Below are 11,846 nucleotides of genomic sequence, written 5' to 3'. Positions count from 1 at the left end.
GCGCCCGTAGGGCGCGCCGCTTGATTGGATAGAGGAACGCATGAGCAAGCAGATTCTGATTCTCCCTGGTGATGGCATCGGCCCGGAAATCATGGCCGAGGCGGTCAAGGTGCTGGAGCTGGCCAACGACAAGTTCCAGCTCGGTTTCACCTTGGCCCATGACGTGATCGGCGGCGCCGCCATCGACAAGCACGGCGTGCCGCTGGCCGACGAAACCCTGGAACGCGCATGCCAGGCCGACGCGGTACTGCTGGGCGCCGTGGGCGGGCCGAAATGGGACAAGATCGAACGTGACATCCGTCCCGAGCGCGGCCTGCTGAAGATCCGCTCGCAACTGGGGCTGTTCGCCAACCTGCGTCCGGCCATCCTCTATCCGCAACTGGCCGATGCCTCGTCGCTCAAGCCCGAGATCGTCTCTGGCCTGGATATCCTCATCGTCCGCGAGCTGACTGGCGGCATCTACTTCGGTGCCCCGCGTGGCCAGCGCGAGCTCGACAACGGCGAGCGCCAGGCTTACGACACCCTGCCATACAGCGAAAGCGAAGTGCGCCGCATCGCCCGTGTCGGCTTCGACATGGCCCGTGTGCGCGGCAAGAAACTGTGTTCGGTGGACAAGGCCAACGTGCTGGCCTCCAGCCAGTTGTGGCGCGAAGTGGTCGAGGACGTGGCCAAGGATTACCCGGATGTCGAGCTGAGCCATATGTACGTCGACAACGCCGCCATGCAGTTGGTGCGCGCGCCCAAGCAGTTCGACGTGATGGTCACCGACAACATGTTCGGCGACATTCTGTCGGATGAGGCTTCCATGCTCACCGGTTCCATCGGCATGCTGCCGTCGGCGTCGCTGGATGCCAACAACAAGGGCATGTACGAGCCGTGCCACGGTTCGGCGCCGGACATCGCCGGGCAGGGTATCGCCAACCCACTGGCGACCATCCTCTCGGTGTCGATGATGCTGCGCTACAGCTTCAACCAGGCGGCCGCCGCCGAGGCGATCGAGCAGGCCGTGAGCCGCGTGCTGGACCAGGGCCTGCGCACTGGCGACATCTTCTCCGAGGGCTGTCGCAAGGTGGGCACGCAGGAAATGGGCGACGCAGTAGTCGCAGCGCTGCGGAATCTGTAATCTCTCTGGCCCGCCACCAAAAACTCCCGGTGGCGGCCCACTTTTAGCAAAGGTGTAGTTGCGATGAAACGTGTAGGTCTGATCGGTTGGCGTGGAATGGTCGGTTCCGTGCTCATGCAGCGGATGCTCGAAGAGCAGGACTTCGACCTGATCGAACCGGTGTTCTTCACCACCTCCAACGTCGGTGGCCAAGGCCCGAACGTGGGCAAGGATACTGGCCCGCTCAAGGACGCCTACAGCATCGACGAGCTCAAGACCCTCGACGTGATCCTGACCTGCCAGGGCGGCGACTACACCAACGAAGTGTTCCCCAAGCTGCGCGAAGCCGGCTGGCAGGGTTACTGGATCGACGCCGCTTCGTCCCTGCGCATGCAGGATGACGCGGTGATCATCCTCGACCCGGTCAACCGCAAGGTCATCGACCAGCAGTTGGATGCGGGCACCAAGAACTACATCGGCGGCAATTGCACTGTCAGCCTGATGCTGATGGGGCTGGGTGGGCTGTTCGAAGCCGGCCTGGTCGAGTGGATGAGCGCCATGACCTACCAGGCGGCCTCCGGTGCCGGCGCGCAGAACATGCGTGAGCTGATCCGCCAGATGGGCGGTATCAATGCCGCTGTCGCCGATGACCTGGCCAATCCGGCCAGCGCCATCCTCGACATCGACCGCAAGGTCGCCGAGGCCATGCGTGGCGAAGCGTTCCCGACTGAAAACTTCGGCGTGCCACTGGCCGGCAGCCTGATTCCGTGGATCGACAAGGAGCTGCCGAACGGGCAGAGCCGTGAAGAGTGGAAGGCCCAGGCCGAGACCAACAAGATTCTCGGTCGCTTCAAGAACCCGGTGCCGGTGGATGGTATCTGCGTGCGCATCGGCGCCATGCGTTGCCACAGCCAGGCGCTGACCATCAAGCTGAACAAGGACGTGCCGCTGGCTGATATCGAGGGCATGATCAGCCAGCACAACCCTTGGGTGAAGTTGGTACCTAACCAGCGTGATATCAGCATGCAGGAGCTGAGCCCGACCAAGGTGACCGGGACCCTGAACGTGCCGGTCGGGCGGTTGCGCAAGCTGAACATGGGGTCGCAGTATCTCGGTGCCTTTACCGTTGGCGACCAGTTGCTGTGGGGGGCTGCCGAGCCGCTGCGGCGTATGCTGCGGATTTTGCTGGAGCGGTGACCTGGGTGGTTTGAGCTTGGATTTTGAAGGACCCGTGTTGCGAGAGTGATGCGGGTTTTTTTATGGGTGTCAGATTCGTTGTTTGTTGTTTGTTTTGATGATTTTATTCGCATTCATTTGCGATGTTGACGCATAGTCACCTTTCCGCCCTTACGGCGGGTTACTTTGGTCTTGGCCAAAGTAACCAAAGCCGCTGCGCTCCATTCATCCGGCCCTACGCTTCGCTCCGGGTTCCCTCACTGCGGCCTTGCTCCCGGGAGGACCGCGCTGTAGGGCCCATCCTGGGCCCCAGCGCTTGACGGGCATCCATGCCCGTCACCTCCCTTCGCAAGGCCTGCGTTCGGCCTCCTGAAGTCGCGAAGTTAGGGGCGGCGCCTGCACTGGTGCAGCTAGTCGCTAGTTGAATGTGTAGGAACTCTGGATCGCATCGCGGGGCAACACATTTCCAACTAACAAACCAAAAATCTCTGCTCTTGATCTGCTCTTGATCTGCTCTTGATCTGCTCTTGATCTGCTCTTGATTTTGCTTCTAAGCGCGCGATAGTTCAGACAACACAAATTGCGACTTCAGGAGGCCGAGCGGAGTTCTTGCGTAGTGGGGCGACGGCCATGGATGGCCGTCGAGCGCTGGGGCCCAGGATGGGCCCTACAGCGCGGTACCCACGGGAGCAAGAACGGAGCGAGGGAACCCCGGAGCGGAGCGTAGGGGCCGTATGAACGGAGCCGAACGGTTTTGCCCACTTTTGCCAAGACAAAAGTGGGCCGCCGTAAAGGCGGAAGGGTGACTGTAAGTCGACATCGCGAATGAATGCGCATACAAAAGCCAAAACAATCGCCCTGAACCTGAACCTGAACCCAAACCTATCTCCCACCCCACAATCCAAGTAAAGTGCCGCTCCCCCGCCGTACCCCCGCAGAAGGAACCGATCCCATGACCAGCCCCGCCCTAGACATAGCCGTAGTCGGCGCCACCGGCACTGTCGGTGAATCCCTCGTGCAGATCCTCGAGGAACTGGCCTTCCCGGTAGCCACATTGCACCTGCTGGCCAGCATGGAATCGGCAGGCAGCAGCGTGATGTTCGCCGGTAAGAAGCTGAAGGTCCGCGAGGTGGACAGCTTCGACTTCGCCCAGGTGAAATTGGTGTTCTTCGCCGCCAGCCCCGCCGTCAGCCGCAGCTTCGCGCCCAAGGCCAGCGCCGCCGGCTGCGCGGTGATCGACCTGTCCGGCGCGTTGGACGGTGCCACCGCGCTGGTCCCGGAAGCCAATGGCGAGCGCATCGCCGAACTGCCGCAGCCCGCGCGGATCACTAGCCCGAGCGCCGGCGCGGTGGCCCTGGCGGTGGCCCTGGCACCGCTCAAGGGCCTGCTGGATATCGAGCGTGTGCAGGTCAATGCCTGCCTGGCCGTTTCAGAACTGGGCCGCGAAGCGGTCAGCGAACTCGCCCGGCAGACCGCCGAACTGCTCAACGCCCGCCCCCTGGAGCCGCGCTTCTTCGATCGCCAGGTCGCCTTCAACCTGCTGCCCCAGGTCGGTACGCCCGACGAACAGGGCCACACGGCCGTAGAGCGCCGGCTGGTCGGCGAACTGCGCCAATTGCTCGACCTGCCGCAACTGAAGATTTCCGTAAGCTGCATTCAAGTCCCGGTGTTTTTCGGCGATAGCTTCAGTGTGGCGGTGCAGAGCCGTCGCCCGGTCGAGCTGGCAGCCGTCAACGCCGCGTTGGAGGCTGCCGACAGCATCGAGCTGGTCGAGCCCGGCGATTATCCGACGCCAGTGGGTGACGCGGTGGGCCAGGACGTGGTCTATGTTGGACGTGTACGCCATGGTGTCGATGAAGACCAGCAGCTCAATCTTTGGCTGACCACCGACAATGTGCGCAAGGGCGCGGCGCTCAACGCCGTGCAGACCGCGCAATTGTTGATAAAACACATGGCGTAAAAGATACTGCGAGCTATTTTGTCCTGCACCGCAACAGGGTTTTTGGGACGGTTCTTACAAGGGAAGAGTTCATGCTTCGAATTCGCAAACTGGTTCTGGCCATCGCGGCCGCCTCGGCGCTGTCGTCCGGCGTGGCGAACGCTCTGGGGTTGGGGGAGCTGACCCTGAAGTCGGCGCAGAACCAGCCGCTGGATGCCGAGATCGAACTGCTCGACGTGCGCGACCTCACCGCGGCGCAGATGGCCCCGAGCCTGGCGCCGCCCGAAGAGTTCGCCAAGGCCGGGGTGGCCTTCCCGCCTTACCTCGAAGACCTCACCTTCACCCCGGTGATCAACCCCAACGGGCGTAGCGTGCTGCGGGTCACCTCCAGCAAGGCGTTGCCGGAACCGGTGGTCAAGTTCCTGGTCCAGGTCATGTGGCCCCAGGGCCGCCTGCTGCGCGACTACAGCGTGCTGCTCGACCAGGCCAAGGCCCAGGGCAGCGATGCCGCCCAGGCCAATGTCACTCCGCCAGTGAGCGCCGGCAGCTACACCACCAAGCGCCGTGACACCCTCTGGCAGATCGCCGCGCGCAACAGCAATGGCGGTTCGATCCAGCAGACCATGCTGGCGATCCAGGCGCTGAACCCGGATGCCTTCATCGGTAACAACATCAACCAGCTCAAGACCGGGCAGGTATTGCGCCTGCCTGATCAACAGCAGGTGCGGAGCATTCCCCAGGCCGAAGCCAACCGTGAGGTGGCCGAGCAATACGCCGCCTGGCGCGAGGGCCGTCGCCTTGGCCCGCGAGCCCGGCAACTGGATGCCACCCGCCGTGGCGAGGCCGGCGCCGCGCCAGCGCGCATCGCCCAGGGTGACAACCTGCGCCTGGTGGCGCCCGGCGGCAAGGCGGCAGCGGGGGAGGCCAAGGCGCTCAGCGACAAGCTCGCCGTGGCCCAGGAAAGCCTCGACACCAGCCGTCGCGACAACGACGAGCTGAAAAGCCGCATGACCGACCTGCAGAGTCAGCTGGACAAGCTGCAGCGTCTGATCGAACTGAAGAACGACCAGCTGGCGCGCCTCGAAGCCCAAGGCGCGGCGCCTGCGCCAACGGCGCCCGCGGCGCTGCCGGGCGAACCTGCTCCGGCGCAGCCGGCGGTCAACGCCCAGCTGACACCGACCGAGCCGGTGGTCAGTCCGGCGCCGGCCGCCGCCGACACCGCGCCACAGGATGCCGCGGCCGAGGTGCCGGCCGCTGAAACGCCGAGCGTGCTCGACGAACTGCTGGGCAACCCGCTGCTGCTAGGGCTGATCGCCGGTTCCGCGTTCCTGGTGCTGCTGCTGTTGCTGTTGCTCCTGGCACGCAAGCGCAAGGCCCAGCAGGAGGCCGAGAAGCACCTGCGCATGGCGCGGGCGCTGGCCGAGGAGGGTGAGCGTAGCCCCGACCTGGACCTGCCACCGAGCAGCTTCGAAGGCCTGGACGTGTCGGCGCCGAGCGTGACCTTGGCGCCGGCCGTGGTCGCCGCTTCGGCAGCCGCCGCAGCAGCAGCCGAGAAGCCAGCGGCGCCAGCGCCTGCCGAAGTGGCTGTGCCAGCGGTTGATCCGCGCGCGGCGCTGCTTGCCGAGGTGGACGAAAGCCTGGCCCGCGGCCGCCTCAACCACGCCGCCGATCTGCTCGAGGCCGCCGTGGCCTCCGACCCGCAGCGCAGCGACCTGCGCCTGAAACTGATGGAAGTCTACGCCCGCCAAGGCGACCAGGACGCCTTCGCCGGGCAGGAGCGCAAGCTGCAGGACAACGAGCAGAATCAGGCCGAGGTCGCCTCGCTCAAGGAGCGCTTCCCGGCCATGCTCGGGGTCGCCGCCGTTGCCGCTGGCGCCGCGGCCTTGGCGGCGGAGATGGACGAGCAGTACGTCCAGGAACTGCTGCAGGAGCAGGAGCCGGCCGTCGTTGAAGCCGAACCTGAAGCCGTGGCGCCGGCCGAGCCTGAGCCGGTTGTCGCCCCCGAGCCTGAAGTCGCCCTGGCGCCAGCCATCGAAGAGGCCGACCTGGACAGCGCCTTCGACCTGAGCCTGGATGACGACCTGCCGGTGGATGACCTGTCGGTGGCGGATGCGCTCGACCTGTCGGGCCTGGAGGACATCGCCCCGGCCACGGCGCCGGTGGCGCAAGAGCCAGCGCCGGCGCCGGTCGCCCCGGCTACCGACGCCGACGACGATTTCGAGGCGCTGCTCGCCCAGGCCCAGGCCACGCCGCAGAATGTCGACGACCTGGCCGATTTCGACCTGAATGTCGACGAGCCGCAGGCACCGGCCAGCGCCGATGAAGCCCCGGTTGACGTGGCCGCGGAACTGGCGGCATTCGAGTCGATGCCCGAGTTCGACCCGATTTCCGAGTTGGAGCTGCCCGACGACTTCGATTTGTCGCTGTCGCTGGAGGACGATTCGCCAGCGGCGAAGAACTTCGCCTCCGAACTGGACGACGTCAACGCTGAGCTGGACAAGCTGTCGCAGAACCTCGAGGCGCCCGCGCCGGCTGAGCCGACCTTCACCGCCGCAGACGCAGCGCTAGAGCCCGAGCCGTTGGACGACCTGGACTTCGACTTCTTCTCCGGCAGCGATGAAGTGGCCACCAAGCTCGACCTGGCTCGCGCCTATATCGACATGGGCGACCACCAGGGCGCCCGCGATATCCTCGACGAGGTGGTCAAGGACGGTGACGACAGCCAGCGCCAGGAAGCCAACGAGATGCTCTCCCGACTGGTCTGAGATCGACGTTGAAGCTCGCGGGGCAAGCCCGCCCCCACAGCTCATCGAAGAGCTTGTGGGGGCGGCTTGCCCCGCGATCGTTTCGGCCCTGGCGCGGTTTGTCGTTATACTGCGCGCCTTTGGTTACATCATCAGGTTGCCCGCCCTTGGACATCATCGACACCGCCGCCGCCGAATCGGCGGCCGAAGGCTACACTCGCATCGCCCTGGGCGTGGAATACAAAGGTTCGCGCTATCGCGGCTGGCAGCGCCAGGCCAGTGGCGTGCCCAGCGTCCAGCAGGCGCTGGAGCAGGCGCTGTCGAAGGTCGCCGACGAGCCGATCAGCGTGATCTGCGCTGGGCGCACCGACGCTGGCGTGCACGGCTGCGGGCAGATCGTGCATTTCGATACCCGTGCCGTGCGTGACCAGCGCGCCTGGACCCTGGGCACCAATTACAACCTGCCCCACGACATCAGCGTGGTCTGGGCCACGCCCATGCCGGCGCATTTCCATGCTCGCTTCAAGGCCTGTGCGCGGCGCTACCGCTATGTGATCTATAACGATCCGATCCGCCCGGCGCACCTGGCCGAGGAGGTGACCTGGAACCACCGGCCACTGGATGTCGAGCGCATGGCCATGGCGGCGCAGTACCTGTTGGGGACTCACGACTTCAGTGCCTTCCGCGCCAGCCAGTGCCAGGCCAAGTCGCCGATCAAGCATATCCACCACCTGCGCGTCTCCCGCCATGGCCAGATGATCGTGCTCGATGTGCGGGCCACGGCGTTCCTGCACCACATGGTGCGCAACATCGCCGGCGTGCTGATGACCATCGGTGCCGGCGAGCGTCCGGTGGAATGGGCCCGCGAAGTGCTCGAGGGGCGCAACCGCCGTGAGGGCGGGGTCACCGCGCACCCCTATGGCCTGTACCTGGTGCAGGTGGAGTACCCCGAGGAGTACGCCTTGCCGCAGCGTTACATCGGCCCACACTTTCTTACCGGCTACGAGGCGCTGGCGCACTGACGGGGCAAGGCGCATTTGCTACCATCGACGCTTTCACCGATCAACCAAGGTTCGCCGCCCATGAGCAACGTTCGCAGCAAGATCTGCGGGATTACCCGCATCGAGGATGCCCTGGCCGCGGTCGAGGCCGGCGCCGACGCCCTCGGTTTCGTCTTCTATGCGAAAAGCCCGCGGGCGGTGGACGTGCGCCAGGCGCGGGCGATCATCGACGCGCTGCCGCCGTTCGTGACCACCGTTGGTTTGTTCGTCAACGCATCGCGTTGCGAGCTTAACGAGATCCTCGAGGTGGTTTCCCTGGACCTGCTACAGTTCCACGGCGATGAGGCTCCGGCCGATTGCGAGGGCTACCACCGTCCTTGGATCAAGGCCCTGCGGGTGCGTCCCGGGGATGACCTGGAAGCCGCCTGCCGACATTACGCCGGCGCCCGTGGCATCCTTCTGGATGCTTATGTGCCAGGTGTGCCGGGGGGGACCGGCGAAGCCTTCGACTGGTCACTGATTCCGCAGCGCCTGAGCAAGCCGATCATCCTTGCCGGTGGCCTGTCGGCGGACAACGTCGCCCAGGCCATTCGCCAGGTGCGCCCCTACGCGGTGGATGTCAGCGGCGGAGTGGAACAGGCCAAGGGCATCAAGGACGCGGCGAAGATCGAGGCCTTCATGCAGGCGGTGAAGCAGGCGTGAACGCGGATGTGACGGCTGGCCGCGCGCCATCGTCCATAACTTTCGCAGCCCGGTGCTGCCAGGCCGCGCCAGTGCGCGGGGCAGGCTGGGGAAAAATTGAAGGTGGGGCGGTGCATGGCGAGGCCATGGCCGGCCCATCGTCGCTTTACACAAGAATTTGAGCTCAAGGGCAGGGCAGGGCCGTCAGGGTCCCCCGGCCAATACTGGAGAAAGCAAGCATGAGCAACTGGTTGGTAGACAAACTGATCCCTTCGATCATGCGTTCCGAGGTGAAGAAGAGCTCGGTGCCGGAAGGGCTGTGGCACAAGTGTCCGTCCTGCGAGGCCGTGCTGTATCGTCCGGAGCTGGAAAAGACCCTCGACGTCTGCCCCAAGTGCAACCACCACATGCGCATCGGCGCACGTGCGCGTATCGACATCTTCCTCGATGCCGAAGGCCGCGCCGAACTGGGTGCCGACCTGGAACCAGTCGACCGCCTGAAGTTCCGCGACGGCAAGAAGTACAAGGATCGCCTGACCGCCGCGCAGAAGCAGACCGGCGAGAAAGACGCGCTGATCTCCATGAGCGGTACCCTGATGGGCATGCCGATCGTGGTCAGCGCCTTCGAGTTCTCCTTCATGGGCGGTTCCATGGGCGCCATCGTAGGTGAGCGCTTCGTGCGTGCGGCCAACTACGCGCTGGAGCACCGTTGCCCGATGGTCTGCTTCTCCGCCTCCGGTGGCGCGCGCATGCAGGAAGCACTGATCTCGCTGATGCAGATGGCCAAGACCTCCGCGGTGCTGGCGCGCCTGCGTGAAGAAGGCATCCCGTTCATCTCGGTGCTGACCGACCCGGTCTACGGCGGTGTGTCCGCCAGCCTGGCGATGCTCGGCGACGTGATCGTCGGCGAACCCAAGGCGCTGATCGGCTTCGCCGGCCCACGGGTGATCGAGCAGACCGTGCGCGAAAAACTGCCGGAAGGCTTCCAGCGCAGCGAGTTCCTGCTGGAACACGGCGCCATCGACCTGATCATCTCTCGTGAAGAGCTGCGTCCGCGCCTGGCTCGCCTGCTGGCGCAAATGACCGGCCAGGCCACGCCGGAAGCGGCCAAAGAGGTCGCCGCGGTCGCGTGATGAACCAGCGCACCTTGGGCGACTGGCTCGCCTACCTCGAACAACTGCACCCTTCGGCCATCGACATGGGCCTGGAGCGTTCGCGACAGGTGCTTGCGCGCCTGGGCCTGGGCACGCTGGCGCCCCGTGTGGTCACGGTGACCGGCACCAACGGCAAGGGTTCGACCTGTGCCTTCGTCGCCGCGTTGTTGCGTGCCCAGGGGCTCAAGGTCGGGGTCTACAGCTCGCCGCACCTGCTGCGCTACAACGAGCGGGTACTGCTCGATGGCGCCGAGGCCAGCGATGAGCAGCTGTGCCAGGCCTTCGCCGCCGTCGAGGCGGCGCGGGGCGAGATTTCGCTGACTTATTTCGAAATGGGCACCCTGGCGGCGTTCTGGCTGTTCAGGCAGGCGGCGCTGGATGCCGTGGTGCTCGAGGTCGGCCTGGGTGGCCGGCTGGATGCGGTCAACCTGGTGGATGCCGATATTTCGCTGGTCACCAGCATCGGCGTCGATCACACCGATTATCTGGGCGACACCCGTGAATCGGTGGCGTTCGAGAAGGCCGGGATCTTCCGCGCCGGCAAGCCGGCCCTGTGTGGCGACCTGGATCCTCCGCAACCCTTGCTGGACAAGGTGCGCGAGCTGGATTGCCCGTTGTTCCTGCGTGGACGTGATTTCGACCTGGATAGCAGCGTTGACCACTGGCATTGGCGTGGTCGCCAGCTCGACGGTTCGCCCGTTGAGCTGCGTGACATGCCGTTGCTCGACCTGCCCATGGAGAATGCCGCCTTGGCCTTGCAGGCCTTCCTGCTGATGGGGCTAGCGTGGGATGCCGGCAAGGTTTGTCAGGCTTTGCTGGATACCCGTATCACCGGCCGTCTCGATCGACGTGAGCTGCTGCTCCAGGGCAGGCGTGTGGAGTTGTTGCTGGATGTCGGCCATAACCCTCACGCCGCCGAGTACCTGGCCCGTCGCCTGGCTGCGCGCCCGGTGAGGGGGCGACGCCTGGCGGTCTTCGGCCTGTTGGCCGACAAGGACCTGGCCGGCGTGCTTGCGCCGCTGCGCGGTCAGGTCGCCGACTGGGCGGTGGCGCCGCTGCACACGCCGCGCAGCCGCCCGGCCGCGGAACTGGCGGATGCCTTGACGAACCTCGGGGCGCCGGTGAAGTCTTACGCCAGTGTTGCTGCTGCGCTCGAAGGGCAGTGCGCGCAGGCGACGGCGGATGACCAGATCCTGCTGTTCGGTTCGTTTTTCTGCGTCGGCGAGGCCTTGGCCTGGCTCGAGCGGCAGGTCCCAGAGGATGGAGTAGATGGCAGTGCTGGATAAAGGGATGAAACAGCGCATGGTCGGTGCGCTGGTGCTGGTGGCGCTGGCGGTGATCTTCCTGCCGATGCTGTTCACCCGCGAGGACGAGATGCGCCAGGTGCGCGTCGAGGCGCCGCAAGCGCCGGCCATGCCGAGCCTGCCGCAGGTGCAGGTGGAGCCGGTGGCGGTGCCCGAGCCGCAGCCATTGCCCGAACCGGTGGTGGTCGAGGAATCCAGCGCGCCAGTGGCCACGCCCAGCCAGCCGATTGCCCCGTCGCCATCGGCGGCCAAGCCCCAGGTTCAGGCGCCAGCGCCTGCGCCCAAGACTGCGCCGGCCCCGGTGGCCAGCGCGCCAGCCGCCAAACCGACGGTGCCAGCGAAGATCGACGTCAACGGCTTGCCGGTGAGCTGGTCGATCCAGTTGGCCAGCCTGTCCAACCGCGCCGGTGCCGACACCTTGCAGAAAACCCTGCGCAGCCAGGGCTACAACGCTTACATCCGCTCGGCCGATGGCATGAACCGGGTGTTCGTCGGGCCCTTGATCGAGCGCGCCGAGGCTGAGCGGCTGCGTGACGTGATCAATCGCCAGCACAATCTGAAAGGTTTCGTGGTGCGGTTCCAGCCCGAGCGTGGCTGACGCCTATCGCGGGAAATGCACGTCCCCCCTGTAGGCGCGGCCTTGTGTCGCGAAAGGCTGCAGGGTAGCCCCAGGATTTCAGTGCCAAAGCAGAAATTGCCGGGGCTGCTGCGCAGCCCTTTCGCGACACAAGGCCGCTCCTACAAG

9 protein-coding genes are annotated in these 11,846 nt (G+C 65.4%); all 9 read left to right on the top strand.

Annotated features, from left to right (window positions below; all coding sequences use genetic code 11):
* The first annotated feature begins 40 nt into the window (after positions 1 to 40).
* Positions 41 to 1,123: a 3-isopropylmalate dehydrogenase gene (leuB, locus tag E3U47_RS19485; RefSeq protein ID WP_134693293.1), complete on the top strand. Its 1,083-nt coding sequence runs from the start codon at positions 41 to 43 to the stop codon at positions 1,121 to 1,123.
* Positions 1,124 to 1,186: 63 nt separating this feature from the next.
* Positions 1,187 to 2,299: an aspartate-semialdehyde dehydrogenase gene (asd, locus tag E3U47_RS19480; RefSeq protein ID WP_134693292.1), complete on the top strand. Its 1,113-nt coding sequence runs from the start codon at positions 1,187 to 1,189 to the stop codon at positions 2,297 to 2,299.
* Positions 2,300 to 3,230: 931 nt separating this feature from the next.
* The gene (locus tag E3U47_RS19475; protein ID WP_134693291.1) at positions 3,231 to 4,238 is read left to right on the top strand and encodes an aspartate-semialdehyde dehydrogenase; all 1,008 of its coding nucleotides are present in this window, start codon (positions 3,231 to 3,233) and stop codon (positions 4,236 to 4,238) included.
* A 71-nt stretch (positions 4,239 to 4,309) separates the two neighbouring features.
* Positions 4,310 to 6,982, top strand: coding sequence for a FimV/HubP family polar landmark protein (locus tag E3U47_RS19470; RefSeq protein WP_134693290.1), 2,673 nt, complete (start codon positions 4,310 to 4,312; stop codon positions 6,980 to 6,982).
* 146 nt (positions 6,983 to 7,128) lie between these two features.
* Positions 7,129 to 7,983: a tRNA pseudouridine(38-40) synthase TruA gene (gene truA, locus E3U47_RS19465; RefSeq protein ID WP_134693289.1), complete on the top strand. Its 855-nt coding sequence runs from the start codon at positions 7,129 to 7,131 to the stop codon at positions 7,981 to 7,983.
* 60 nt (positions 7,984 to 8,043) lie between these two features.
* Positions 8,044 to 8,664 (top strand): phosphoribosylanthranilate isomerase, encoded by a 621-nt coding sequence (locus tag E3U47_RS19460; RefSeq protein WP_134693288.1) that lies wholly within the window; start codon positions 8,044 to 8,046, stop codon positions 8,662 to 8,664.
* A 218-nt stretch (positions 8,665 to 8,882) separates the two neighbouring features.
* Positions 8,883 to 9,776, top strand: coding sequence for an acetyl-CoA carboxylase, carboxyltransferase subunit beta (gene accD / locus E3U47_RS19455; protein ID WP_134693287.1), 894 nt, complete (start codon positions 8,883 to 8,885; stop codon positions 9,774 to 9,776).
* Positions 9,776 to 11,083: a bifunctional tetrahydrofolate synthase/dihydrofolate synthase gene (folC, locus tag E3U47_RS19450; protein ID WP_134693286.1), complete on the top strand. Its 1,308-nt coding sequence runs from the start codon at positions 9,776 to 9,778 to the stop codon at positions 11,081 to 11,083. Before accD ends, folC begins: the two co-directional genes overlap by 1 nt.
* Entirely contained in the window at positions 11,067 to 11,699 is a 633-nt protein-coding gene (locus E3U47_RS19445) for an SPOR domain-containing protein (RefSeq protein WP_134693285.1), read from the top strand. Before folC ends, E3U47_RS19445 begins: the two co-directional genes overlap by 17 nt.
* Positions 11,700 to 11,846: the final 147 nt, after the last annotated feature.

Origin of the sequence: Pseudomonas sp. RIT623 (genome assembly GCF_004519305.1) — a bacterium.
GTDB lineage: Bacteria > Pseudomonadota > Gammaproteobacteria > Pseudomonadales > Pseudomonadaceae > Aquipseudomonas.
This window is presented reverse-complemented; position numbering and strand designations above follow the sequence as displayed.